This window comes from Microvirga arsenatis, assembly GCF_009910705.1.
Classification (GTDB): Bacteria; Pseudomonadota; Alphaproteobacteria; order Rhizobiales; family Beijerinckiaceae; genus Microvirga; species Microvirga arsenatis.
Map to the genome: position 1 here is coordinate 328,225 of NZ_JAAAXJ010000003.1, position 25,622 is coordinate 353,846.

Consider the following 25,622-nt stretch of genomic DNA (forward strand, 5'->3'; position numbering starts at 1 on the left):
CGGGATAGAAGCCAAGGTTCCGGCTGTGCAACGAAGTGGCACCGGGCGTTGTGATCGATGGCTCATCTGCGGTTAAGGACTTGGGGGCAGGTTCCCTTCCAACCCTTCAGAGAGGGAGAAGCGAGTGTTCGATTGGATCGTCAGCCTGATCGATAAGGCCGGATATGCAGGCATCGCCCTTCTGATGCTGCTGGAGAATGTCTTCCCGCCCATTCCCTCGGAGCTCATCATGCCGCTGGCAGGCTTTTCCGCAGCCAGGGGGACGCTCAGCTTCGCAGGGGTGGTGCTCTCGGGAACCATCGGGTCCCTGGCGGGAGCCTATCTCTGGTTCCTGGTCGGCCGCTGGATCGGCCCGCGGCGCCTGAAGCGCTTTGCCGCCCGGCATGGCCGTTGGCTCACGCTCCATCCGGATGAGGTCGACCAAGCGAGAGCCTTCTTCTCGCGCCATCAGGCAACGGCTCTCTTTATGGGACGCCTCATCCCGGCCATCCGGTCGCTTATTTCCGTCCCGGCGGGGGTGAACTGCGTCCCGATCCCGATATTCCTGGTCTGGAGTTCCCTTGGAACCGCTCTCTGGACTCTTCTTCTGGCCGGTGCCGGCTACCTGCTCGAGAGCCAGTACGAGCAAGTTTCGGAATGGCTCAATCCGGTCTCGAACATTGTCGTTGCCATGCTGGCTGCTTGGTACGTCTACCGGGTCGTACGGTTCAAGGCATCGGGAGCCTCCTGAGGCAGGCTGCCCGAAACTGCGTCTCTGTGCCCGAAGTCCGGGCAAGCCATCGCAAAGGATTTGAGGCCTGGCCGTTGTCAATCGCGGGAACCGCCTAATAATTTACGCAGTTCGCTTTCGATGAGCGCATCCAAGGAGGCAGGGCTCCCGTTTGCCCTGCCTGCGCTTCATCCGATAGGGCTTGTCATCAGGATTGAAGGGCGATCATGGACACAGAGCTTGAACAAAGAATCCGCGAGCGGGCATACGAGCTTTGGATGCGTCATGGCAGCCTGCCCGGACGCGCCGATGAATACTGGTATCAGGCGGAGCGCGAGATCCTGGGGGAAAGCCAGGAGGGAGCGGGGACACAGCAGGAGGATCTGCCGATCATCGATCCTGCGCCTTTGGGAATGACGAGCATGACGGCGGATGAGGTTCTCTCCGCCCCGGCTGCTCCCAAGACGCGCAAGAAGCGCAGTCCCGCCCAGCCTGTGGCGGAGGAGGGCAGTGCCGTTCCTGCCGCTGCGCCCAAGCGTCGGCGGACAACCCGCGTGACCTGAAATCCTGCAGGGGAGCGGCCCCCGGTTCCTCCCATCGGGCGTTCCAGGGCAGGAAATCGACTCAAGGCGCGATACGCTCCAAGAACCTGCGGCTGATTTCAGCGTCTATAGAGCGGGGCAGGAGTCTGCCCAAGATGTGAGGACCTCAATCTTGCCGAATTCCAGCGTTCCCTACGCACCTCTCTCCCGCCACGCGATGGCCTACATTCTTGCGGGTGGGCGAGGCAGCCGATTGATGGAGCTGACGGACATCCGCGCCAAGCCTGCTGTCTATTTCGGCGGCAATACGCGGATCATCGATTTCGCCCTCTCGAACGCCCTCAATTCCGGCATTCGCCGCATCGGTGTTGCGACCCAGTACAAGGCGCACAGCCTCATCCGCCATCTGCAGCGCGGGTGGAACTTCTTTCGGGCAGAACGGAACGAGAGCTTCGATATCCTGCCGGCGAGCCAGCGCGTGTCGGAGACGATGTGGTACGAAGGCACGGCCGATGCGGTGTATCAGAACATAGACATCATCGCGAGCATCGATCCTGAGTACATCATCATCCTCGCCGGCGATCACATCTACAAGATGGACTACGAGATCATGCTCCGGGAGCACGTGGACTCGGGAGCCGACGTGACCGTCGGCTGCCTCGAGGTGCCGCGCATGGAGGCGACCGGCTTCGGGGTGATGGCCGTCGACGAGACGGATCGGATCGTCTCGTTCCTCGAAAAGCCTGCTGATCCGCCCGGCATGCCGGACAAGCCGGACATGGCGCTCGCCAGCATGGGCATCTACGTCTTCAAAACGCGGTTCCTGTTCGAACAGTTGAGGCGGGATGCGGAAACGCCCGGATCCAACAGGGATTTCGGTAAGGATATCATTCCCTATCTCGTGCAGCATGGAAAAGCAGTGGCGCACCGTTTCACGCGCTCCTGCGTGCGGTCCGGCGCCGAAGCCGGAGGCAGCGATGCCGAGGCCTATTGGCGCGACGTGGGGACGGTGGATGCCTACTGGGAGGCCAACATCGACCTGACCGCCATCGTTCCCTCCCTCGATCTCTACGATCGCGACTGGCCGATCTCGACCTTTTCCGAGACATGGCCGCCGGCGAAGTTCGTGCATGATGAGGAAGGGCGGCGCGGCCACGCCATCAACTCGCTCGTGTCGAGCGGCTGCATCGTCTCGGGGGCAGCCTTGCGCCAGTCGCTCGTCTTCACGGGTGTTCACCTGCATTCCCATGCTCAGGTGGAGGGTGCCGTCATCCTCCCCTATGCGGATATCGGCCGCGGAGCGCGGCTGAAGAACGTGGTCATCGACCGCGGCGTGAAGATTCCCGACGGTCTCGTGGTCGGCGAGGATCCGGAGCTGGATGCCCAGCGCTTCCGCCGCACCGAGAAGGGCATCTGCCTCATCACGAAGCCGATGATCGAGAGATTGTCCGGATGAGTTCTCTGAACGTTCTGTCGGTTGCGTCGGAGGTCTTCCCCATCATCAAGACAGGCGGCCTGGCCGATGTGGCCGGAGCCCTGCCATCTGCGCTCGCCGAGGAGGGCGTAACGCTCGTCACCATCGTCCCCGGCTATCCAGCCGTTCTGAAGGCATTGGAACGTGTGGAGGTCGTGCATCAATATCCAAACCTCTTCGGAGGCCCGGCACGGCTCCTGTCAGGCCGGGCAACGGGACTCGACCTGTTCGTGGTCGATGCTCCGCATCTCTTTGATCGGCCGGGCTCGCCTTACCTAGCCCCCAACGGACGGGACTGGCCGGACAATGCCCGGCGCTTCGCCGCTCTCAGCCGGGCCGCAGCCGATCTCGGGCAGGGGGTGGCCCCAGGATTCACCCCGGATGTGGTCCATGCCCATGATTGGCAGGCCGGCCTCGTTCCCGTTTACCTGAGCCTCGCCGGAGCATCGCGTCCCGGAACCGTGATGACGATCCACAACATCGCGTTCCAGGGCATCTTCCCTGCCGATCTGCTGTTCGAGCTCGGGCTCCCCGCCAGCACCTTCACGGTCGACGGGGTCGAGTACTATGGGCAGATCGGCTTCCTGAAAGCGGGCCTCCAGCTGGCAGACCGGATCACGACCGTTTCGCCTACCTATGCCAAGGAAATCCAAACGCCCGAGGGAGGCATGGGGCTCGATGGACTGCTCCGCTCCCGCTCGGGTGCCGTCTCCGGGATCCTGAACGGCATCGACGAAAAAGTATGGGACCCTTCGGCCGACCCGCACCTTGTGCAGACTTACGACCGCAGCAGCCTGGATTCCCGCGTGCTCAATAAGCAGGCCCTGCAGGAGCGATTGGGATTGAAACCCGACCCGGATGCTCTTCTGTTCGGGGTGGTCAGCCGCCTCACCGAGCAGAAGGGATTGGACCTCGTCCTCGCTGGTCTCTCGCGCCTCCTTGCCGGAAATGCCCAATTGGCCCTGCTCGGATCCGGCGACACGACCATTGAGGAGAGCTTTCGGACGGCCGCCGTTGTTTATCCAGGGCAGATCGGGTGCTTCTTCGGTTACGACGAGGCGTTGGCCCATCGGATTCAGGGCGGCAGCGACGCGCTGCTCGTGCCGTCGCGCTTCGAGCCCTGTGGCCTGACGCAGCTTTGCGCCATGCGCTACGGCAGCGTTCCCATCGTGTCGCGCGTCGGCGGGTTGGCTGACACGATCATCGATGCCAATGAAATGGCCATTGCCTCTGGCGCGGCAACCGGCCTCCAGTTCGGTCCCGTCAGTCTCGGTGCAGCCATCGATGCTTTCGAGAGAGCGAAGACGCTTTGGCGTGACAGGAATGCTTGGCGGCAGCTGCAGATGACCGGCATGCAGGCGGATGTCAGCTGGCGGCGCCCGGCAAGGCGGTATGCCGATCTTTACCGCGCCTGCGCACGAGCCGCCTGAGGCAGGAGGCGCGTCATGACGCGCCTTTCTTCCTCTCCGTCCTGGTCTGCTTTTCAGGCTTCAGCTGGAACAGAAGGAGCGAGCGTCCGGTGACGGTATACTCGCTGCCGAAGGCAAACTCCGCCGGTGCTTCCAGATCCGGCTGGTTGGTATCGATATGGCACATCCATGCCGATCCGCCGACGACCTCCGGCAGGGTGCATTGCACCACATCATGGTAGGCGTTCAGGATCATGAGCAGGGTCACGTCCGTGCCTCGCCGTCGGATGCCTGTCGGCTGAGCACGACCGTCGAGCAGAATGCTTATGCAGCGGGCATTGGGGTCTTGCCAGTGCTCAGGGGTCATCTCGTCTCCGGCCGGGGTGAGCCAGGTCACGTCCTTGACGTCGAGTTCCTCGTTGTAGACGCCCGAAAGGAATCTCCCTCTGCGCAGGATGGGCAGGTTCTGGCGAAGCTGAATCAGCTTGCGGGTGAACTCCAGGAGCTCGATGCCGTCCTCGTCGATGCTCTCCCAATCGATCCATGAGATCTCGTTGTCCTGCGCATAGGCATTGTTGTTGCCGTGCTGCGTGCGCGCGAACTCGTCTCCCGCCAGCAGCATGGGGGTTCCCTGCGAGAAGAGCAGGGTGGCCAGCATGTTGCGCATCTGGCGCAGGCGCAGCGAGCGGATCTCGGGATCGTCGGTTGGGCCTTCCACGCCATGGTTGAAGGAGAGGTTGTGGTCGTGTCCGTCCTTGTTGTCCTCCCCGTTCGCCTCGTTGTGCTTGTCGTTGTAGGAAACGAGGTCGTTGAGCGTGAAGCCGTCATGGGCCGTGACGAAATTGACCGAGGCCCATGGCCTGCGTCCGCGCTTGTTGAAGATGTCGGCGGAGGCCGTGATGCGGGAGGCCAGTTCCGGCAGCTTGCCTTCGTCACCCTTCCAGTAGGACCGCACCGTGTCGCGGTAGCGGTCGTTCCACTCGGCCCATCCGGGCGAGAAGCGCCCGACCTGGTAGCCGCCGGGACCGCAATCCCATGGCTCTGCGATGAGTTTCACCTGGCTCAGGGCCGGGTCCTGGCGGCAGGTGTCCAGAAAGCGTCCATCCTCCTCAAAACCATGGGGTTCGCGCCCGAGGATCGTTGCCAGATCGAAGCGGAACCCATCGATCTGCACCTCCTGCGCCCAGTAGCGCAAGCTGTCGGTGACCATCTGCAGCACGCGGGAGTGGCTGAGATTGACGGTGTTCCCCGTGCCGGTGTCGTTGATGTAATAGCGCTTGTCGGGCGCGAGCCTATAGTAGGACGCGTTGTCGATGCCCTTGAAGGATAGGGTCGGGCCGAGCTCGTTTCCTTCGGCGGTATGATTGTAGACAACATCGAGAATCACCTCGATTCCGGCGTCATGGAGGTGGCTCACCATCTCCTTCACCTCGTTCACGAAGGGCGTGGCGAGGTAGCGCGGCTGCGGCGCGAAGAAGCCGATGGAATTGTAGCCCCAATAGTTCCGCAATCCCTTCTCGATCAGGTAGCTGTCATCCACGAAGGCGTGGATCGGCAGAAGCTCGACTGCGGTGACACCAAGGTTGCGGATGTACTCGATGACTTCATGCTGCATGAGCCCCGAGAAGGTGCCGCGCAGCTCCCGCGGCACTGCGGGGTGCTGCATGGTGAAGCCGCGCAGATGGGTCTCGTAGATGATCGTGCGCTCCCACGGGATCTGCGGCCGGCGCACGCGCCCCCAGGTGAAGGCCGACTCGACCACTCGGCACTTCGGCATGTATCGGGCGCTGTCCCGCTTGTCGAAGGACAGATCGGCGTCGGGCGAGCCGATGGTGTAGCCGAAGAGGGCAGGGTTCCAGGTCAGGTCGCCGATGAGCTGCCGTGCATAGGGATCGAGCAGGAGCTTGTTGGGGTTGAAGCGGTGGCCGGCGGTGGGCTCGTAGGGGCCGTGAACGCGGTAGCCGTAGGTGGTTCCGGGACGCGCATCCGGCAGGTAGCCGTGCCAGACCTCGTCCGTATATTCCGGCAGCTCGATTCTCTCCAGCTCCTGCCGTCCCTCAAGATCGAAGAGGCACAGTTCGACCTTCGTGGCATTGGCCGAGAAGAGCGCGAAGTTGATGCCGAGCCCGTCCCAGGTGGCGCCGAGAGGATAGGGCAGTCCTTCCCTGACGCGGGATGTGCGCCGCACGTTCGGGGCAACGATGGGAGCCTGGGAAAGCTCGCGGGTGTCGACTTTATCGTTCATGGGAGAACTCGGCAGAGAAGCGCAGCAACAATCTCATTCGGTCAACGCGTGAGGTCCCGGGAAGTCCCTTGGAAGCGGAACTATATCTTCGCCTCGGCGCCTTCATGGTCGAGAACCAGAATGAGGGTAGCCAGGGGGGGAATGGTGAGCGTGAGGGAGAAGGGGTGTCCGTGGCTCGGGGATTCCTCCGTTGCCACCCTGCCGAGATTGCCCATGTTGCTGCCGCCATAGATCGCCGCATCCGTATTGACGGCTTCGCGGTAATGCCCTGCAAGCGGCACTCCGATCCGGTACCCTACCCGCGGAACCGGCGTGAAGTTGGACACCACAATCGCAAGGGAGTTCTCCTCGTCGCCGCGACGTGCCCAGGCGATGACGCTGTTGTCACGGTCGTCGGCCACGAGCCATTCGAAGCCGCTGGCCTCGCAATCCTTCTCATGCAGCGCCGGGATGGAGCGGTAGGCCCGGTTGAGGTCGCGGATGAGCGCCTGCATGCCCTTGTAGAGAGGCTCGCTCAGAAGGTGCCAGTCGAGGCTTACGTCATGGTTCCATTCCCGCTCCTGCGCGAACTCACCTCCCATGAACAGGAGCTTCTTGCCAGGATGTCCCCACATGAAGCCGTAATAGGCCCTCAGGTTTGCAAAGCGCTGCCATTGGTCCCCCGGCATCTTGCCGATGAGGGATCCTTTGCCATGCACGACCTCGTCATGGCTCAAGGGCAGGATGAAGTTCTCCGAGAAGGCGTAGAGCAGGCCGAATGTCAGATCGTGATGGTGGTAGCGGCGGAACACCGGGTCCTTGCTGATGTAGCGAAGGGTGTCGTGCATCCAGCCCATGTTCCACTTGAAGCCGAAGCCGAGGCCGCCCGTATAGGTGGGGTGTGAGACCCCCGGCCAGGCGGTCGACTCCTCCGCGATGGTGACGGCACCCGGAGACGAGGCATAGGCCACCTCGTTCATCGTACGGATGAAGTCGATCGCGCCGAGATTCTCGTTGCCGCCGTAGCGGTTCGGAATCCACTCCCCGGGCTTTCGCGAATAGTCGAGGTAGAGCATCGAAGCCACCGCATCGACCCGCAACCCGTCGAGATGGTACCGCTCGAGCCAGAAGCGGGCATTGGCAACGAGGAAGCTCATCACCTCCCGGCGCTCGAAATTGTAGATGTAGGTGCCCCAGTCCTGGTGGAAGCCCAGGCGAGGATCGGCATGCTCGTAGAGATGGGTGCCGTCGAAGTAGGAGAGCCCGTGCGGATCGTTCGGGAAATGCGCAGGCACCCAATCGAGGATGATGCCGATCCCAGCCGCATGCGCCGCTTCCACGAAGGCTGCGAAGTCTTCAGGCGTGCCGAAGCGGCTCGTCGGGGCATAGAGCGAGATCGGCTGATAGCCCCACGAGCCGTCGAACGGAAATTCCGTGATCGGCAGCAGCTCGATGTGGGTGAAGCCGAGGTCCTTCACGTAGGGAATGAGACGCACGGCCAGTTCCCGGTAGCTCAGGTACCGGTTGCCCTCTTCGGGAACGCGGGCCCAGGAGCCGAGATGGCACTCGTAGATCGCCATGGGCGCCTTGCGGTGGTTCCGGGCAGCTCTGGACTTCATCCATTCGCCATCCTGCCACCGGAACTCAGGCTCGCCCTTGAGAATGGACGCAGTCGCCGGCGGGTGCTCGGCGGCAAAGGCGATGGGGTCGGCCTTCAGGGCGAGGAGGTTGCCCTGAAGGCCGACGATCTCAAACTTGTAGCGCTGGTCCGGCGTCACGTTCGGAATGAAGAGCTCCCACACGCCGCCTTCGTGCCGCCGCCGCATGGGATGGCGTCGTCCGTCCCAGTCGTTGAAGTCTCCCACCACGCTGACGCGCCGTGCATTGGGAGCCCAGACCGCGAAGAGGAAGCCTTGGATGCCGCCAAGGTCCCGGTGGTGCGCCCCGAGCCTAGTATAGACCGCATCGCTCGCAGGATCGCTGATCTGCATCAGGTCATCATGGGAGAGAAAGGTCCCGAAGCTGTAGACGTCGTGGCGGATTTCCGTCCGGCCCTGCCTTTCGATCCGCAGCCTGTAATCGGGTCGCTCCGAGGCGGTGAGCGTGCCGACGAAGAAGCCGTCCGGGAGCCGCTTCTCCATCGGCGCAAGAACGGTCACCCCGTCGCGGTCGAGGATCGCTGCAGCATCGGCTTCCGGCAAGATCGCACGGATCTCCCAGCGATTGGGGGAGACCTCGTGCGGGCCGAGCACGGAGAAGGGATCGCCTGAATTGACGATCTCGGCAACCGTCTGCGGCTCGGCCGGGCGCACTGCCGCGCTCTGCGATCCACTCCGGTGCTGATCCATGCTGGCATCCCCTTCCATGTGCGGGCTCTATCCAAGGCGGAGCGCTGCCGGCTCCAATGTGCCTCGTTCGGTTCGGAGGACCTCATTATGGAGCGGAGGCGGCAGCAGACCAGACGCATTGGGACACATCGAGCCTCCTCCCACGCTCACCCTTTCATGCCGCCGCCGCTCCTCCTGAGCACGGCGAAGGGCAGGGGCTTCAGGAGGTTCGAAATGGCGCAACTCGCATCTTGGAGAAGGAACTCCTCGCCTGTTATCACATTCCTCCATCCTCCCCGCGGCAGGTCGATCATGGTATCGCCCCATGCTTCCGGATCGACGGACAGGCTGTCCCCTGGCTCGAGCGTGGCCCAGAGCCGAGGCACGATCACAGCCAATTCCTCCCCTCCGTGCCGACGCACATAGACGAGGAGATGTTCGGCCCTGCGGCCAGTGGCAAGGAGCGGCCGATAATCGCCTTCCGCATAGAGCAAAGGGGCTTGTGCGCGGTCATGGAGTATCTGTGCCGTGATCCTCTGCTTGATCCTCCCATCGGGCCAGCTTGCCAAGAGTGTGTCCAGAGGGGCCTCTGCGCTTAGGGCCACCGAGCGGGCCCTGTAATCGACCGGGCGCCGGTTGTCCGGGTCGACCAGAGAGAAGTCCCAGAACTCGGTGCCTTGATAGATATCCGGCACCCCCGGAAGCGTGAGCTTGAGGACGGTCCGTGAGAGCCCGTTCAGGGCGCCCAGCAAGGCGAGGCGCCGCGCGAGCGGCCGGAAGCGCTCGATGAAGGCGCCCTTCGCGTCGAGCACGGCATGGAGAAGCTTCATGGCTGCAGCTTCGTAGGCCGCGTTCGGGTCGATCCAGCTGGTATGCCGCTTCGCCTCCCGCAGGGCCTTGGTCAGATATGCTTCCATACGCGTGCGGAAGGAGGCCAGTTGCTGCTCGTCGGTTCTGTCCAGAAGCTCAAGCGGCCACGCGCCGAGGAGGGATTGCAGCAGGATCACACGATCGTTCGCGTCCGGTGCCGGTGCGCCGTTCACATCCGACAGGTGAGGCGAGACGACGTCCTCCCAAAGAGCGAGAGCCTTTGCCCATTCCTCCGGATCCTCGGAGAGGGCGAGCAGCCGCGCGCGGGCATCTTCCCCCCGCTTCGTGTCGTGGGTGGTGGTGCCGATTATGGTATGCGGCCAATGGCGGGCGCGGTCTGCATTGGTCTCGTGAAAGGCCTCCGGAGTAAGACCGAAATGGCCCGGGTCACCGCCCACCTCGTTGAGTGCGATCAGGCGGCCGTAGCGGTAGAAGAGGGTGTCCTCCAGGCTCTTGGCCATGACGGGACCTGTGAGCTGCTGGAAGCGGCGGCGGAAGCGCCGGACGTCCTCGATGTCGGCAGATTCGCTCCGCCCGAGCAGCGTCGCAGCGATGAAGTCGTGCACGCTGCGGTCGGGGAGGGTGCTGGACTCCTTGGCAGCTGCAACCGTTCGCTCGATGAGTTCCAGGTCCTCGGCGGCCGGCGTCTCATGTCTGAGATAGCTGCGATAGACCGGGAAGGCAGCGATGATCTCGACGAGGGCGCGGCGCAGGGAGAAGGCAGTGTAGTCGCGCGTGCGCCTGCATGCATCAGCGATCCCTCTGATGTCCGAGACGAGGACTTCCAGTTCGCTGGCAAAGTTCTTTTCGGTGATCTCGACCTTCGCCTGCCGCAGCAACTCCTCGTAGGAGCCTTGCAGCCCGGATGCATCGCGGTAGATGCGCTCCAGGATCTCGCCTGCGGCTGGATCCACCAGCACGCCGTCGATCACATTGAGAATATCGTAGCCGGAGGTGCCGGCGACCGGCCAGGAGCGAAGCTTCTCTCCGGGTTCGAGGATCTTCTCCACCGCCACATAGAAGCCTGGCCCGACCCGGTCCTGAAGGGCGCGGGCATAGCCTTCCGGGTCGGCGAGGCCGTCGATGTGATCGATCCGCAAGCCGTGGACGTGCCCCTCATCCACAAGTCGGACGATGAGCTCGTGCGTCTTCTCAAAGATCTCCGGGATCTCGACGCGGATGCCGGCGAGCGTGTTGATGTCGAAGAAGCGGCGATAGTTGATGTCGCTCGATGCCACGCGCCAGTAGCAGAGGCGGTAGGCCTGTGCCTCGAGAAGGCGGTGCAAGCTGTTGAAGCTCTCGGATTCGCCGGGGGTGCCGTTGAAGATCTTGACGGCATGGTCGATGGCCTCGAGCAGGGGGCGCGATGCCTCCGCCAGCTCACGCTTGAGGCTCTCGCCGTCCTCCAAATGCTCCGGCAAGGCTTGGGCTGCGGCGGAGCGCAGGCGCTCGGTCAGCTTGCGCAGCCTGCCGGATTCGGCCTGATCGGAAAGGGTGGCCAGGGCATGGTCCAGAACCATAGGATAGGTCCTGGGGCAGATCGGGAAGCGATGCTCCCAATGCCAGACACTGAAGCTCCCCTCCTCAGGATCGAACTTCAGCTGGAGCTCGCCTCGTTCGAGAACCTCGCCGTAGAGGCCTCCGAGCGACGGTACGATCAGCTTGCCTCCAGCCCCCGGGCGCTCCCAGTCGATGTCGAAGGCTTGGGACACAGGCGACAGTCGTCCCCATTCGAGAACCGAAAGCCACCAGCGGTTGGACTGCCCGCCCACGCCCATATGGTTCGGCACGATATCGAGCAGGAGCTTGAGACCGTGCTCCTTCAGGGCTGCGGAGAAACGGCGGAATCCGTCCTCTCCTCCGAGTTCCGGGTTGATGACGGAATGATCGACGATGTCGTAGCCATGGGTGGAGCCCGGCGCCGCCTTCTGAATAGGCGACGAATACACGTGGCTGATCCCCAGCTTCGCGAGGTAGGGGACGATCTTCACCGCATCGTCGAACGTGAAGTCCTTGTGGAACTGCAGGCGGTAGGTCGCCCTGGGTGGCGGCGCGGCGAGCATGTTGCGACGTCCGCGAAGATCCCGCCCTTCCTCAGCGAGCTCCGCGGCAAGTCTGGAGAGCCGGCTGTTGGGGGCGGCGATGGTCTCGATGGTGTTGGAGAGGCGCCGACGCCAGTTGGGGTGTCCGGCATCCATGCCTGGCATGTTGGGTTGGTTCAACTCGCCCGAGGCATCCTCGATCTGCAGAGCCGTGAGTACGGAGGAGGTGCGCGCGAGATAGCGCACAGTCGCCTCCAGCGGCGGGTTCTCGGGAACGAGAGGCGATGGGAGAAGTGCCTCGCGTGCAAGCGCCTCCGTCAGATGCTGCTTGTCTGCCTTTCGCGAGGCGCGTTCGCCAGCGGCGGTTTGGGGATCGAAGATGCCGAGGGTCTGGCGCAGATCGATGTCGAGGCCCTGCCACCAACCGGTGAAAGTTGGCAGGTCGTGAGTTGAGATCACGGCCATGGCCGAGCGGGGGTATCGGCCCGGAGCCTTGAATGCGGAGCCCTCGCGTTCAAAGGGCAGGACCCGATAGCTCAGGACCCCGGATTCCATGATGGCGTCGGAGAAGCCTTCCGGCGCCGTGCCGAGATCCTCTGCGATGACGAGGCAGCGGGCGCGGTGGCTCTCCACGCGCAGAACCGCCAGCATGGCCTCGAAAGGATAATCCACATAGGCACCGTGCGAGGCCGGGGCTCCGGACGGGATTAGGAACAGGCGTTGAAGCTGGAAGGCATGGTCGATCCGGATCGCTCCGGCATGGCGCATGTTGGAGGACACCAGGTCTCGGAAGGCCGCAAGGCCCTGCTCTTCCAGAGTCAGGGGATTGAAGGGCGGCAATCCCCAGTCCTGCCCCTGCGGCCCAAGGGGATCGGGAGGCGCCCCGATGGAGAGCTTTGGTGCGTAGCGCTCCGGCGTCGACCAGATCTCCGAGCCGCCGCCATCCGCACCGACGGCGAGATCGCGGTAGAGGCCGATAACGAGGCCAGCGGCACGGGCACGCTCAGCGGCCTCGCCGAGCTGGCGATCGGCAAGCCATTGCAGCCAAGCATGAAAGGCGACCCGTTCCCCTTGCTCGGAGCGGAAGCGCCCGACCTCGTCCGACCGGATGGAGCGGTAGGCCTCGGGCCATTCGCCGATCCAGAAGCGGCCCTGTTCACGGAAATGCTCAGAAAGCGCTTCGAAGGTGGCATGGGCTTCCAGAGCCTCGCCGCCAGCCTTGCGAAACTCCTCGAAACCGGAGGTGTCGCCGGACCTGCGGAACCACGCCCACAAAGCATCGAGCAGCGGCCGTTTGACGGCCCAAACCTCCGCATAGTCGATGAGCTGAGCCTGGCGTCTCTTGGAAAGGCGCAACTGCATCTCGGGCGTGTCGAGCAGCGCGCGGGCTCCGCTCACCTCGTAGCCCTCGACCGCTGTCGGATCGACGTAGATGGACTCGAGGAAGAGGCGCGAGGAGGGAGAATAAGGCGATATCTTCGAACGGTCGGCCGCAAAGAGTGCATGCACCGGGCTGAGCCCCAGGAAGGCCCCGCCGAGTTCTCCGACAGCCCCGGCTGCAAGCGCCACATCCGTGTAGTCGCCGATGCCGAAATCGCGCTCGGATCGCAGGGAGTAGACCTGGGCAGTCATGCCCCAGAACCGCGCCTCGCCCTGCAAGGCATCGGGCTCCCAGCATCGGGCCGGAGCCGCGATGATGGTCGCCTCGATCTCGCCGAGGAGCAGGCGGTGGTAGCCCATGGGAAGAGCCGGAATGTCGATGGCACCACTCGTCGAGAGCCGCCCCTCATGCGTGGCGCCGCTTTCCTCGAGGATCGTCCATGCCAGCGCATCCTGCGGAATCCGCAGTTTGATCTTGGACCCCTTGTCGGCCTCGACCGGAATCACAGCCGGGATCGCTCCCGATTTTAGGCGTTCCAGACGCGCCAGACTCTCCAGAGCCCCACTTTCCGACGTGATGTCGAGCCCTAAGGCCGAAAGCAACGCCTCGCGCGTCTCCGAGGTTGTTTCGATGCGGTTGCCGAAAGCATCCGTGTAGTCAGTGGAGATACCGACAAGGGCGGCCATCCGCTCCAGCAGAGCGTTCAGCTTGCTCATGCAGGATTTCCCTTCATTATCACGGCACTCCAGGAGGGAAGCTCAATGTCAGTTCCCGACAGACCGGCACCTCGGCTGGACCACAGAACACGATCGCTCGATTCATAGCTCTGAGACGCGGCAGCGTCACCGAAATTTGCAATCAGGCGGAGCCCTCCGTCCACGAAACTCCAGGTAACCTCGATGATTCTGTCAGACGAGATGCGGTATTGCGAACCGCGGTAGCTGCTCTTGAGGAGCGGCACGATCTCGGCATGGCGTATCTCAAGCAGCCGGCGCGTTGTGGCGAGGATGTCGCGATGAGGAGATCTGTCTGCTTCTTCCCATATGAGCTTCGAGCGCTCGAAGGTCGCCCTGTCTGTCGGATCGGGAATGCGCTGCGACATCTCCGGATCCGAGAAGGCCTTGAAGCGCTTGAACTCACCCCGGCGCCCGTCCCGGACGGCCTTGGCAAGGTCCGGTTCGGTTTCGAAGTCTACGAAGAACTGGAACGGTGTCGAGGCCGCCCATTCCTCGCCCATGAAGAGAAGCGGGATGTGTGGCGAGAGAAGGAAGATGCCGCGAGCAAGCTCCAGCCGTTCCGGTGAGACGAGATGCGAGAGGCGTTCGCCGAAAGCCCGGTTTCCCACCTGGTCGTGGTTCTGCAGGAACGAGACGAAGGCCGATGGCGGCAGGTGCCCTGACGGCTCACCGCGAGGCACGCCATCCTTGTGCGGCGAAGGATCGCCCTGGTAGGCGAAACCTTCCGCGAGCGCCCGTGCAAGATGCTGGAGCGGCCGGTCGGCATAGTCCTCGTAGTAGCCTTCATTTTCTCCCGTCAGCAGGGCGTGCCATGAATTGTGGATATCGTCGGCCCATTGCGCCGTGTGCAGCCTCGGCTTCCTGTCCGCGTCGCGCTCAAGCCAGCGCGCTTGGTTGGCCTCGTTCTCGAGCACCAAGTGGATCTGCCGATGCGGGATGGCCTGACGGATTCTTGCTGCGAGCTCTTCAATGAAGTGAGGCTTGCCGTCATCCGTGATGGCATGGACCGCATCGAAACGCAGGCCGTCGATGTGGTACTCCTCCAGCCAGTAGAGCGCATTGTGAACAAGGAAGTCGCGCACCACTCGGCTGCCGTCTCCGTCCACGTTGATGCCTGCGCCCCAGGGTGTTGGATGGCGCTCCGTGAAGAAGCTTTTGGCATAGGCGTGAAGGTAATTCCCGGAAGGTCCAAAATGGTTGTAAACCACATCGAGAAAAACCATGAGGCCGAGTTCATGGGCGTGCTCGACAAGGCGCTTCAGGTCCTCCGGGCTGCCGTAGGCCGCATCGGGAGCGTAGGGGAGAACGCCGTCGTAGCCCCAGTTCCGCCGGCCCGGAAACTCGCCGATGGGCATGAGTTCGATCGCGGTGACGCCGAGATCGCGCAGAGCATCGAGCTTGGCCATAAGTCCGGCATAGGTTCCTTCAGGGGTCGCCGTCCCCACATGGATCTCATAAAGAACGGTCTCCTCCCAAGGTCGTCCGGCCCATGCCATGTCCGACCAGGCATAGGCGCCGGGGTCGACGACGCGGCTCAGCCCGTGGACATCGTCGGGCTGGAAGCGCGACGCCGGATCGGGCACCACGAGATTGCCGTCGATCTTGTAGCCGTAGCGGCTTCCATCGCCGGCATTCTTGGCAACATGCCGGTACCAGCCGTCGCCTGCCGCCTCCAGGGGCAATTCGGCATCGTCGAGAACGAGGCTGACCTCGCGAGCTGTTGGTGCCCATAAGGTAAAGCGAACACCGTCGGGTGTTATCTCAGCCCCGAAGGGCATTGAGTGAACGCGCCGCATTGGATCTCCGGAAGCAAGGGGGAGGCACTTGCGAACGAGCATGACGGATCAATGTTCCGGCTTGCGTGAAAAAACAGCCAAGCTTTTTGCGTAACCTTGTTCACGCACTCGGAGGCAGGCCGATATCCTTTCGAGCTAACCAGTAATTTTTTCAAATTCCTGTGGAACCACACTTGGAGGCAGCGAGTTAAAAGGCCGACTGCCTATGGCGCGGGGGGTCGTGTCGGGAACGCGCCTCTGAGCGAACATGCTGGAATCATATCAACTGGACGCCGGTTCGGCTGTCTCGACCATGGCGCATGCCGAACTGCAGTGCAGTTCCCAGCCATCGATTTCCGTCACGCGGCGCCAGTCCATTCTTTTCGTCACATCCGAAATCTCTGACTACATCAAAGCCGGCGGTCTCGGCGAGGTCTCGGCCGCGCTTCCGCGCGCGTTGCGCCATCATTACGACGTGCGCATCCTCATCCCTGGCTACCGTCAGGTTCTGTCGCAGATCGGAGCCGTTGAAGAGGTCGCGAGGCTGTCGGCCTCCTACGGCATTCCGGCCTGCAGCCTCGGCCGCGCAATGACGCGCGACGGCCTGATCGTTTACGTTCTCCTGTGCCCGGAACTCTACGACCGGGACGGCTCGCCCTATGTCGACAGCTTCGGCGTCGACTGGTGCGACAACGACATTCGTTTCGCGCGTCTCGGGCTCGCCGCCGCCGATATCGCCAGCGGCAATGGCGATCCGCTCTGGCGTGCGGACCTGCTTCACCTGAACGACTGGCCGTCGGGCCTTGCCTCCGCCTATCTGGCATGGCGTGGACAGCGCATTCCCACCATCCTGACCATTCACAATCTCGCCTATCAGGGCAATTTCGAGCGCAGCCGCCTCTCGCATCTGGGCATTCCCGATGCGGCCTTCCACATCGAGGGTGTGGAGTTCTACGGCAAGGTGTCCTTCCTGAAGGCAGGGATCTACTACTCGTCCCATATCACGACGGTGAGTTCCACCTATGCGCAGGAGATCACGCGGCCCGAATTCGGCTGCGGTCTCGATGGGCTCCTGCGCGCCCGCGCCGAGGAGGGGCGGCTCGACGGCATCATCAATGGCATCGACGAGAGCTGGGATCCGAGTACCGACCCCTACTTGGTCAGCCGGTTCTCGGCCGAGAACTGCCGCGGCAAGCGCGCCAATGCGGAGAGCGTTCGCAGGAGTTTCGGTCTTGCCCTCAACACGGGCCCGCTCTTCGCCGTCGTGTCGCGGCTCGTGCATCAGAAAGGTGTCGATCTGGCGATCTCCGCCGCCGAGACCATCGTATCGCAGGGTGGGCAGATTGCCTTCATCGGCCAGGGCGAGCCGCGCTTCGAGGCCGAACTGCAGGCCCTGGCAGGACGCCATCCCGGTTCCATCGGCGTGAAGATCGGCTACGACGAGGGCGATGCCCGCCGCATGTATGCCGGCAGCGATTTTCTTCTGATGCCATCGCGCTTCGAGCCCTGCGGTCTGAGCCAGATGTATGCGCAGCGCTTCGGCTCGCTGCCCATCGCGCACCGCACGGGCGGTCTGGCCGACACGATCGAGGATGGTGTCAACGGGTTCCTGTTCGGCGAGCCGTCCCTCAACCGGTTCAAAGATGCCATCAAGCGGGGCCTCGATACCTTCCGCTCTCGGTCCCGCCTGATTGCCATGCGTCGCGCGGCGATGAAGCGGCCCCATGGCTGGGATCGATCCGCCTCCCGCTACCAAGAGGTTTACGAGCGGGCCTGCCACGCGGCTTTTGCCTGATTCTTCGCGAGGGGCAGGGCTGCGTTGCGCCAGCTTATCTTCGCCGGTCACCTCCGATAAAATAGGCCCCTGACGATATCCATCGTCAGGGGCTTTGGGCTGTCGCTAGGGCGTCTTAGTGCTTGTCGCCACCCTTGCCACCGCCTTTGCCACCACCGTTGCCGCCGCCGTTCCCGGCCGGCCCGTCCTGGTCGGTGCCATCGCCGTTGTTCGAGCCGCCGGGGTTGGACGCGTCGTTGCCGTCGTCGTCGTTTCCGTGCCCGTTGTTGCCGTGGCCGCCCGCATTGCCCTGACCGTTATTGCCATTGCCGGAGCCCTTGCCGCTACCGCCAGAGCTGCCGTTGCCGGTCGAGCCGCCGGTTCCACCGGTGCTGCCGGTCGTGCCGCCGTCATCCGTCGAGGTGCCGGTGCCGCCATTGGTGCCCTTGCCCGAATTGCCGTTGTCGGCGACAGCGCCGCCGCGGCCCGGACCCTGGGTGCCGCCGCCGCTGCCGGAGCTTCCGAGCGTGCCGCCACCGGAGGAGCCTCCGGAGCCGGGGACGATTACCGGACGGCCGTTGACGGAGCCGGTCGCCGTCGCATCGACATCGCCTCGGTTCCTCAGTAGCTCAAGCCTTTGCTGGGCCAACGGTCTGATGGAGCAACGGCAAACCTCCTGCCCCGCGACGATGCGAAGACGGCAGTTGTGGTAGATGGAAGGATCGGCCACGGCAGGCACGCATTGCTGCCCGGGACCGAAGCTTTGAGCATAGGCCGGAGCCGCCATGGCAAGGAGCAGGGCGGCGCTAGACAAAGAGAGAGCATGCGAACGCTTCATGGTGTTCACCTACGTTGGAGCCAATACTGAAAATAAGCCGCCTCATGACGGCTCGGTTGGCTAATAGACGCAGGTATAGGAATAACGTTCCCTCCGTATGTCGAAATTTAGGACTTGGCAGTTTGGGAACCTATTGCCAAGTTTGCTGTTAACGTGGCTATATATGAAGATACTGGAGGAGCTATACTGGGTAGTACTTCGGCTTTCGTGCCGATCGTCAAGCTAAACCATGAGCGCTTAGCCTCATATCTCCGGCCCGGTCTCATAAGCTTCAGCCATGACTCGGATCTCCATGATCTTACTCTGGAAGGACGACCAATCGTCGTCCATGGCGATCGGAGACCAAACAGCCTCGACCTCGTCGATCAGCATCGTGCAGGGCACTGGACGTGCGAAGTAAGGATGGTCGAGCTTGATCCCGGGCGCAGGAGCGAAGCTCTGGAAGGCAGCGCGAACGGCTTGGAAGGGGGTCTGAGCATAGTGATCCGCCGCGGGGCTATGCGCCGCCCGCCCGGCGCTCGCCTCACCGCCATACCAATCGAAGAAAACCTGCTCGAAAGGCGCCTTCGTCTCATGAAGGAAGGTCCAGAGGGCTTTGGCGAGGGCTCCGTCCCGTTCGAAGCTCTCGGACTGGAGTCCAAGACGGCGCAGGATGGCGTCTGCGAAGGCGCGGTGGAGCGCCGGCTCGAAGGCGGACAGCGCCTGCTCCAGGGCGCTCTGCTCCGCCAAGGGCAGCAGGCATTCCGCGAGGCGAAACAGGTTCCACAGCAGGGTGTCCGGCTGCCTGCCGAAAGCATAGAGCCCGGTTTCGTCGAAGTAGGCCGCGGTGAAGCCGGGCTCATAGTAGGGCAGGAAGCGCCATGGACCGTAGTCGAAGCTCTCGCCCGTCACGTTGATGTTGTCGGTGTTGAGAACGCCGTGCACGAACCCGGCCGCCATCCATTGCGCGCCCATGCACGCCACGCGGCGGCAGACCTCTTCGAGAAAGGCGGCTGCACGGGCTGGCTCTTCCTCGCGCCAGGCCTCGGGCATGTAGGTTTGAATCGTGTAGTCGAGTAGCCTGCTGATGTTGTGGCTTTCGCTGAGATAGAGGAAGCGCTGGAACGTCCCGATCCGGACGTGCGAGTGGCTGAGGCGGACCAGAACCGACGAGCGGGTAGGGGAAGGTTCGTCGCCGCGCTCGAGCTCCTCCCCGGTTTCGATCAGGCTGAAGGACTTGGATGTCTCGACGCCGAGCGCTTCCAGCATTTCGGTTGCCAGGATCTCCCGCACGCCGCCTTTCAAGGTGAGACGTCCGTCCGCGTGCCGCGACCAGGGCGTCTGCCCGCTTCCCTTCGTGCCGAGGTCGAGCAGCCTGCCATCCTTTGCATCGCGGAGCTGCGCGAACAAGAAGCCGCGTCCATCGCCCAGGTAGGGGTTGTAGGTGCGAAACTGATGCCCGTGATATCGCAGGGCGAGCGGCTGCTCCAGGCTGCCGGGAAGGGGAGTGAACCGGCCGAAATGGTCGATCCACTCCTCGTCAGTGAGGGAATCGAGCCCTACCCGGGCAGCCCAGCGCTGGTTCCTGTAACGCAGGACGTGCTGCGGAAAGCGTGCCGCCTGGACGATATCGTAGAAGTCGGGGCCGAGATCCTGGTGCTTGGCTGAAGGCGAGTAGGCAGCGGAGACGGGCATCGCGACAACTCCTGGCGTGTCATGGTCAAATCCTGCGGAAGCGAAATGTTCAGGCACGCTCCGCTGCCGAAAAGGTGCGACTTGAGGTCGGAAGTCTTTGTCAAGAGCAGGCCGAACTGCTGTTCCGCCATCGTATAGTGTTGCGACGCAGGCAATCATGGCAATCGTCTGGCGCGCAACAAAAATATTTCCAGCCTGAGGATATCTCCAAAAACGCTGTTTGTTCCGAAGCTTCTCAGATGATGCTGACGTTCGACTGCGCCTTGCATCCCAAAGCCGATGCGTCCCTCTATTGGTCGGGCTGAGACAGTTTCATAAAGTCTTTCGAATCGTGACAGACGGGAGGCTTGCAGATGGCAGTCAAAGATGCGCTGGCCCTTTGCGGACGTGTCGGCCTGATCCTTGCGGCATTCGCATTCGTCGCAGGGATCGTCGCAGGTCCGCTCCTGGAGAAGGTCTGGACTTCTCCGACCAGTGTCACGGAGCGCGAGACAGAAGCTGCGCCGCCGAAGGCTTCAGTCGTGCTGGCATCCGAAAAGAGGGGCTAACGACTTCTTAGACATCCTTCGGTCATATCCAGATCATCGCCGATGCAGGCAGGACCCTGGTGCCTTTCGGAAGGACGCGATGAGCAACGACACGATGATACGGCAGGAGATCCGCTGCTCCTTCGCTTTGATCCGCGGTCTCATCCGCAACTATTCCGGTCTCTATGCGGGTGAGGATCTGGCTGCGGATGTTCTGCGGTACTGCGACGAGATGGCCGGCCGAGAGGCGTCGAGCCCGCGCTTGAAGGAGGCCCGCCGCATCGTCGCCGAGCGCTGCAGGCATTTGGCGCAGGCTGCGGACCGCTTTTCGCAGCGCGATCCCGCCTTCATCGCGATTGCCCGCGCTCGAGCCGATGCCGCCGTCGACCTGCTGCAGGATGCGATCTTCGAGTGCCGCAAGTCCCGCATGCCAGTCCCTTCTTCCGGCCGGCTCCTGCGCAGGAAAAGTCTCTGAATCAAAGACGTTTGGATTTGATCGATGCCGTTGCCGGCACGTCGACGGCTTGCAGGTCGAGGCTCGGGTCGGCCTTCGGCTCGTCGAGGCCGTAGACGTCGTCACGGAAATGAACCATGCCGTCCGGGGTAGCGTAGCCCGTCAGGTAAACCCACGCTACGGGAACCGGCTTGCTCAGGCGAATGTCTTGACGTTCCGTGCTGGCGATGGCGGCGTCGATGCTGGACTTGGTCCACTTTCCGGATGCGCCGCCGGTGTCACGCAGCAGCCATTCGGCAAAACCGACCACATCCGCAACACGCACGCAACCCGACGAGTGAAAACGCGCATCTTGCGCAAAAAGCTGCTTCTTTGGTGTGTCGTGCATGTAGACGGCGTGCTTGTTCGGCATGTCGATACGGATCTGCCCGAGCGAGTTGATCGCACCCGAGTCTTGGCGCAGCGTGTAGTTCACGGCGCTCTCCGTCGACCAGTCGAGGGTCTTCGGATCGACCTCCTGCCCCTTCGCATCGAGAATGCGGATCTTCATCTTCTCGAGATAGGCCGGATCCTTGCGCACATGGGGGATGATGTCTTTCCTGATCAGCGACACCGGGACCGTCCAGGTCGGGTTGAGATTGACGGCGGTGATGCGCGTTTCCACCGTGGGCGAGGGGCGGTCCGTCTTTCCGACGACGGCCACATAGCGCCTCACCACCTCACCGCGCTCTACCGCTTCCACTGCCGCGGAAGGAATGTTCACCACGACATAGCGGTCGCCGAAAGCAAAGGTCGAGCCTGCGAGCCGCTGGGCCGATGCGGTGAGCTGACGATGACGGGTGAGGGCGGGCACATTGATTGCCTGCAACGTCCTGGCCCGCACGGCTCCGGTTTCCGGCAATCCGTGCCTCGCTTGGAATCGTTTGACGGCTTCCGACAACTCGCCGTCGAAAACCGTGTTTGCCGTCGAGCCCGCAGGCAGGTCGCCTTCGAGTGCAAGGCGCTGCCGGAGGACGGCGACGAGGGGGCTCTTGTCCCCGGCCTTCAGCACCGTCCCCGGCGGCAGGGTCGGCCAACCGCCCGCCTCGGCAATGCGCTTGTAGGTCCATGCCGCCCGCATGGTGTTGATGAAGGTGGCAGGGTCAAGCGTGGGCCGGGTATCCTGCGAGATGTTCACTGGCAGTACCGCAGGGCGGCTCGGCTGCTCCGATACCTTGGTCGCAGGCGAGGCTGCAGCCTTGTGCCGCAGGGTGGCGTTTGTCGATGCAGGCGCCGGCGCAGCCGGAGGCGGGATCTCCGGGGTGATCTGCTGTGCCTCAGCGATCCCCGCAAACCATAGGCCAGCGAGAAGGACAAGGCTGAGGCGGAGGGAGTTGGCATGCCGGTAGGTCATGCCCCAGACTATGGGCGATCTTGGTTTACAAAGTGCTGCGCGCAACCCGCCTGGCGCTGCAACTGGGAGGGCTGAGGGGCGTTGTACCCTGTCCCAACCTTCTCTCTTCATGCGAGTTGCCCATGCAGGTGACGCCCGCTCCCCCGCAGGACATCCGGCGGATCGATCTCAGCCTGCCTCCGTCCATCGGCCTTCATGCCGTCAGGCTGCTTGAGCAGATTGCCGCTGCCGGCTCGGGAAGCTTCATCTATGTCGCCGAAGGGGAGCGCCGTGCCGGGCAGCTGGCACTCGCCTTGAAGAGCCTCGCGCCGGATCTTGAACTCCATCTTCTCCCGCCATGGGATTGTCTTCCCTATGACCGCGTGTCGCCTTCGCGCGAAGCGATGGGGCAGCGCCTGTCGGTGCTTCGGCACATGCTGCGGGCCCAAAAGGGCCCACGTCTGCTCGTGACGAGCGCCGCCGCCATCCTCCAGCGGGTGCCGCCCCGCGACATCGTCGAGGCCTCTGCCTATTGTCTTCGAACGGGGGAAGCGTTCTCGCCTGAGAGCATTCAGCTCTTCCTGTCCCGCACGGGATACATTCTCGACGAGCGGGTGGACGAGCCCGGAGAAGCGGCGATCCGCGGTCAGGTGGTCGACCTGTATCCGGCCAGCGGCGCCACGCCTTGTCGCGTCGAACATGATGGCCAGACCATCCTTGCCATCCGCACCTACGATCCCGTTTCCCAGCGCACGGAGTCCAACGTCGACAGCCTGCTGCTGGAGCCTGCCTCCGAGGTGATCGTGCCGAATAGCGGCGATCCCGACGCATCCTTTGATCGCTTCGATGGCATGGAACACCGGCTGCCGGATTACTACTCCCACCTCGATACCGTCTTCGACTACTGGCCGGACGCTGCAATGGTGGTCGAAGCAGGAGCGGAAGGGCGCCGCCAGCTCATCCTGGAGCAGGTCGGAGAGGCCTATGAGGCTCGCAGGAGCGCTCGCCCGGATGGAGCGGCTCCGGGCTCGGGAGTTGCTCCTGAACGGCTCTTCGTCCAGGACTCGGAATGGACAAGGCTTCTGTCCCAGCGGCGCCTCGTCCTCATCCACCGGGCTGAACAGGCCGATGCAGCGCAGATGACCGTGCCGCGATTTGCGACGACCTCCAATCCGACTCGCGCCCTGACGGAGTTCCTGCGCACCCAGCAGGAGGCCGGACGGAAGATCGTGCTGTCCGCCGCGACGAGAGGCGACCTGAACAGATTGAGGCGAAGGGTCCAGCGGCTGCAGGCGAGCGTTGCGGCAGTCGAGCGGTGGAGCGATGTCGTCCATGGACGGGAGAATGGCTGGTTCGCACTCGTGTCGAACCTGAAGGACGGCTTCGTCGATGAGCGTGGGGAAATCGCCGTCATCACCGCAGCCTCCGTCCTTGGAAGCCGCGCCGAGACAGGGCTGGAGCAGGAGAACGGCTCGGGCACCTCCCCATTGCACGACATCGCCTTTCAGATCGGCGATGCGGTCATTCACACCGAGCACGGCATCGGCTCCCTTGACGGCATCGAGACGATAACGGCAGGCGCAGCAGGCACAGGTGATGCGATCAGGCTCGGTTACGCCGGCAATACGACCCTGATGGTTCCGGCAATGGAGATGGATCGCGTCTGGCGCTATGGAGCGATGTCGTCCTCCATCTCCCTGGACAGGCTGAAGAGCGATGCCTGGACGGCGCGCCGCGAGAGGATCGAGGCGGAGATTCGCGACACTGCCGAGCGGCTGAAGCACCTTGTCGAGGCTCGCCGGTCCAAGAGGCTTCAGCCGCTCGTGCCGCCAAGTGGCGCGTACGAGCGTTTCGTAGCCCGGTTTCCCTATTCTGAGACGCCGGATCAGCAGCGCGCCATCGAGGATGTGCTCGACGATCTCGCCTCGGGACATCCGATGGATCGGCTGGTCTGCGGCGATGTCGGATTCGGCAAGACGGAGGTCGCGCTGCGTGCAGCCGCAGCCGCCGCATTGGCAGGCAAGCAGGTGGCAGTGATTGCCCCGACCACGGTACTGGTCCGACAGCACGTCAGAAGCTTTCAGCGCCGTTTCGCCGGACTTGAGATTGAGGTCGCACATCTCTCGCGTCTGGTGAGCCCGGCGGAAGCGAGAGCCGTCAAGAAAGGGCTGAGGGACGGGTCCATCCGGATCGTCATCGGCACCCATGCCCTAGCGGCCAAAGGTGTCGCATTCAAGGATCTCGGCCTCGTCATCATCGACGAGGAGCAGAAGTTCGGAGCCGCGCACAAGGCGAAGCTGCAGAACATGGCCTCTGAAGGACATGTTCTCACCCTGACCGCGACGCCGATCCCTCGGACCCTGCAGGCTGCGCTCGTCGGATTGCAGGATCTGAGCGTCATCGCGACGCCTCCGGCCAGGCGACAGCCCATCCGCACCTTCCTCATGCCTTTCGATCCCGTCAGCGTCCGCGAGGCGCTCATGCGGGAACGGCGCAGGCGAGGGCAGAGCTTCGTCGTCTGCTCGCGGGTGGAGGACATCGAGCCCATGCGCGCCAGGCTCGCCCAACTTGTCCCGGAGCTCGACATCCTGATCGCCCATGGCCAGATGCTTCCGGCCGAGGCGGACGAGGCGATGGTCCGCTTTGCCGACGGCGAGGGTGACGTGCTGCTGGCAACCAACATCATCGAAAGCGGGCTCGATGTTCCGCGCGCCAATACCATGCTGGTCTGGCGCGCAGACCGTTTCGGGCTCTCGCAGTTGCATCAGCTCCGCGGACGTGTGGGGCGCGGTCGCGTTCGAGGAGCAGCCTATCTCCTGACGGAACCCGGCGAGGCCTTGTCTCAAGCCACGGAGAAGCGGCTGCGGACTCTGGAAACGCTCGACAGGTTAGGCGCCGGCTTCGCCATCAGCGCGCGCGACCTCGACCAGCGAGGAGCGGGGACGCTTCTCGGGGAGGAGCAGAGCGGCCATGTCAAGCTGATCGGTGCGGATCTCTATCAGCACATGCTCAGGCGTGCCCTGCGTGGTGAGGCAGAGCCCGACTGGACGCCGGAGATCAACATCGGCCTCGTCGGCAGGATCCCGGAGGAGTATGTCAGCGAGCCGGAGGTCCGGATCAACCTTTATGCCCGCCTTGCGCGGATCGACTCGTCGGAAACCGCCGACGACCTCGAGTCGGAAATCGAGGACCGCCTCGGTCCCATGCCCGACGAGGTGCAAAATCTCGTGAGGCTCGCTGGCCTGAAGCATCGATGCCTGCGCCTGAGGATCGCGCGCATCGATGCCGGTCCGCAAGCCATAGCCCTGAGCTTCCGGCCTGGTGCGGCGGAGGATCTGCCCCTACAAGCCATGATCGAGGAAGCGCAGGGCAATCTCCGATGGAGCGGCGAGAGGCTTATCCATGACGCCTCCGATGATGATCCCGATGAGCGCTACCGGCTCATCCTCGGGTTGCTGGATCGCCTGGAGCGGTGACCCGATGTGAACCGATC

Annotated in this window: 15 protein-coding genes; 8 read left to right on the forward strand and 7 right to left on the reverse strand. The window is 63.3% G+C overall.

The window, feature by feature from the left end:
* Positions 1 to 124: 124 nt before the first annotated feature.
* The 4 genes from GR303_RS07685 to glgA (GR303_RS07700) all read left to right on the forward strand — a co-directional run bounded on the left by GR303_RS07685 (position 125) and on the right by glgA (GR303_RS07700) (position 4,155).
* Complete coding sequence (locus GR303_RS07685) at positions 125 to 730, forward strand: VTT domain-containing protein (protein ID WP_161722522.1); 606 nt, start codon at positions 125 to 127, stop codon at positions 728 to 730.
* A 206-nt stretch (positions 731 to 936) separates the two neighbouring features.
* Positions 937 to 1,272 (forward strand): DUF2934 domain-containing protein, encoded by a 336-nt coding sequence (locus GR303_RS07690; protein ID WP_161722521.1) that lies wholly within the window; start codon positions 937 to 939, stop codon positions 1,270 to 1,272.
* A gap of 151 nt (positions 1,273 to 1,423) precedes the next feature.
* The gene (glgC, locus tag GR303_RS07695) at positions 1,424 to 2,707 is read left to right on the forward strand and encodes a glucose-1-phosphate adenylyltransferase (RefSeq protein ID WP_161722520.1); all 1,284 of its coding nucleotides are present in this window, start codon (positions 1,424 to 1,426) and stop codon (positions 2,705 to 2,707) included.
* Positions 2,704 to 4,155, forward strand: coding sequence for a glycogen synthase GlgA (gene glgA / locus GR303_RS07700; RefSeq protein WP_161722519.1), 1,452 nt, complete (start codon positions 2,704 to 2,706; stop codon positions 4,153 to 4,155). Before glgC ends, glgA (GR303_RS07700) begins: the two co-directional genes overlap by 4 nt.
* Before the next feature lie 13 nt (positions 4,156 to 4,168).
* Here glgA (GR303_RS07700) and glgX read toward each other — a convergent pair whose 3' ends face one another.
* The 4 genes from glgX to treZ all read right to left on the reverse strand — a co-directional run bounded on the left by glgX (position 4,169) and on the right by treZ (position 15,511).
* Positions 4,169 to 6,379 carry a glycogen debranching protein GlgX gene (glgX, locus tag GR303_RS07705; protein ID WP_161747577.1) on the reverse strand — a complete coding sequence of 737 codons (2,211 nt, stop codon included), beginning with the start codon at positions 6,377 to 6,379 and terminating at the stop codon, positions 4,169 to 4,171.
* Positions 6,380 to 6,459: 80 nt separating this feature from the next.
* The gene (glgB, locus tag GR303_RS07710; protein WP_201751944.1) at positions 6,460 to 8,706 is read right to left on the reverse strand and encodes a 1,4-alpha-glucan branching protein GlgB; all 2,247 of its coding nucleotides are present in this window, start codon (positions 8,704 to 8,706) and stop codon (positions 6,460 to 6,462) included.
* A 146-nt stretch (positions 8,707 to 8,852) separates the two neighbouring features.
* Positions 8,853 to 13,694 carry a malto-oligosyltrehalose synthase gene (locus GR303_RS07715; protein WP_161722516.1) on the reverse strand — a complete coding sequence of 1,614 codons (4,842 nt, stop codon included), beginning with the start codon at positions 13,692 to 13,694 and terminating at the stop codon, positions 8,853 to 8,855.
* The gene (treZ, locus tag GR303_RS07720) at positions 13,691 to 15,511 is read right to left on the reverse strand and encodes a malto-oligosyltrehalose trehalohydrolase (protein WP_161722515.1); all 1,821 of its coding nucleotides are present in this window, start codon (positions 15,509 to 15,511) and stop codon (positions 13,691 to 13,693) included. The genes GR303_RS07715 and treZ overlap by 4 nt, the downstream gene beginning before the upstream one ends.
* A gap of 292 nt (positions 15,512 to 15,803) precedes the next feature.
* Here treZ and glgA (GR303_RS07725) point away from each other — a divergent pair, with 292 nt between their 5' ends.
* On the forward strand, positions 15,804 to 17,285 hold the full coding sequence (gene glgA / locus GR303_RS07725) for a glycogen synthase GlgA (RefSeq protein ID WP_246205475.1): 1,482 nt from the start codon (positions 15,804 to 15,806) through the stop codon (positions 17,283 to 17,285).
* Between the two features lie 115 nt (positions 17,286 to 17,400).
* Here the strand turns inward: glgA (GR303_RS07725) and GR303_RS07730 are convergent, their stop codons facing one another.
* Both GR303_RS07730 and GR303_RS07735 read right to left on the reverse strand, forming a co-directional pair.
* Positions 17,401 to 18,102 (reverse strand): hypothetical protein, encoded by a 702-nt coding sequence (locus tag GR303_RS07730; RefSeq protein WP_161722513.1) that lies wholly within the window; start codon positions 18,100 to 18,102, stop codon positions 17,401 to 17,403.
* Positions 18,103 to 18,345: 243 nt separating this feature from the next.
* Positions 18,346 to 19,776 carry a protein adenylyltransferase SelO gene (locus GR303_RS07735; RefSeq protein WP_161722512.1) on the reverse strand — a complete coding sequence of 477 codons (1,431 nt, stop codon included), beginning with the start codon at positions 19,774 to 19,776 and terminating at the stop codon, positions 18,346 to 18,348.
* A gap of 353 nt (positions 19,777 to 20,129) precedes the next feature.
* Here GR303_RS07735 and GR303_RS07740 point away from each other — a divergent pair, with 353 nt between their 5' ends.
* The gene (locus tag GR303_RS07740; protein ID WP_161722511.1) at positions 20,130 to 20,324 is read left to right on the forward strand and encodes a hypothetical protein; all 195 of its coding nucleotides are present in this window, start codon (positions 20,130 to 20,132) and stop codon (positions 20,322 to 20,324) included.
* 79 nt (positions 20,325 to 20,403) lie between these two features.
* The gene (locus GR303_RS07745) at positions 20,404 to 20,778 is read left to right on the forward strand and encodes a hypothetical protein (RefSeq protein WP_161722510.1); all 375 of its coding nucleotides are present in this window, start codon (positions 20,404 to 20,406) and stop codon (positions 20,776 to 20,778) included.
* A 1-nt stretch (position 20,779) separates the two neighbouring features.
* Here the strand turns inward: GR303_RS07745 and GR303_RS07750 are convergent, their stop codons facing one another.
* A complete protein-coding gene (locus tag GR303_RS07750) occupies positions 20,780 to 22,150 on the reverse strand; it encodes a L,D-transpeptidase family protein (RefSeq protein WP_161722509.1) in 1,371 nt (456 codons plus the stop codon).
* A gap of 122 nt (positions 22,151 to 22,272) precedes the next feature.
* Between GR303_RS07750 and GR303_RS07755 the strand changes: the two genes are divergently transcribed.
* Complete coding sequence (locus GR303_RS07755; RefSeq protein WP_161722508.1) at positions 22,273 to 25,605, forward strand: transcription-repair coupling factor; 3,333 nt, start codon at positions 22,273 to 22,275, stop codon at positions 25,603 to 25,605.
* The last annotated feature ends 17 nt before the right edge of the window (positions 25,606 to 25,622 follow it).

What these genes read in the sequence shown, in the direction of transcription:
- GR303_RS07735 (WP_161722512.1), bottom strand. Translation starts at nt 19,776, where the DNA reads ATGCCCGTCTCCGCTGCCTACTCGCCTTCAGCCAAGCACCAGGATCTC.
- GR303_RS07690 (WP_161722521.1), top strand. Translation starts at nt 937, where the DNA reads ATGGACACAGAGCTTGAACAAAGAATCCGCGAGCGGGCATACGAGCTT.
- GR303_RS07740 (WP_161722511.1), top strand. Translation starts at nt 20,130, where the DNA reads ATGGCAGTCAAAGATGCGCTGGCCCTTTGCGGACGTGTCGGCCTGATC.
- GR303_RS07750 (WP_161722509.1), bottom strand. Translation starts at nt 22,150, where the DNA reads ATGACCTACCGGCATGCCAACTCCCTCCGCCTCAGCCTTGTCCTTCTC.
- glgB (WP_201751944.1), bottom strand. Translation starts at nt 8,706, where the DNA reads ATGGATCAGCACCGGAGTGGATCGCAGAGCGCGGCAGTGCGCCCGGCC.
- glgA (WP_161722519.1), top strand. Translation starts at nt 2,704, where the DNA reads ATGAGTTCTCTGAACGTTCTGTCGGTTGCGTCGGAGGTCTTCCCCATC.
- GR303_RS07715 (WP_161722516.1), bottom strand. Translation starts at nt 13,694, where the DNA reads ATGAGCAAGCTGAACGCTCTGCTGGAGCGGATGGCCGCCCTTGTCGGT.
- GR303_RS07755 (WP_161722508.1), top strand. Translation starts at nt 22,273, where the DNA reads ATGCAGGTGACGCCCGCTCCCCCGCAGGACATCCGGCGGATCGATCTC.
- treZ (WP_161722515.1), bottom strand. Translation starts at nt 15,511, where the DNA reads ATGCGGCGCGTTCACTCAATGCCCTTCGGGGCTGAGATAACACCCGAC.
- glgX (WP_161747577.1), bottom strand. Translation starts at nt 6,379, where the DNA reads ATGAACGATAAAGTCGACACCCGCGAGCTTTCCCAGGCTCCCATCGTT.
- GR303_RS07730 (WP_161722513.1), bottom strand. Translation starts at nt 18,102, where the DNA reads ATGAAGCGTTCGCATGCTCTCTCTTTGTCTAGCGCCGCCCTGCTCCTT.
- glgA (WP_246205475.1), top strand. Translation starts at nt 15,804, where the DNA reads ATGGCGCATGCCGAACTGCAGTGCAGTTCCCAGCCATCGATTTCCGTC.
- GR303_RS07745 (WP_161722510.1), top strand. Translation starts at nt 20,404, where the DNA reads ATGAGCAACGACACGATGATACGGCAGGAGATCCGCTGCTCCTTCGCT.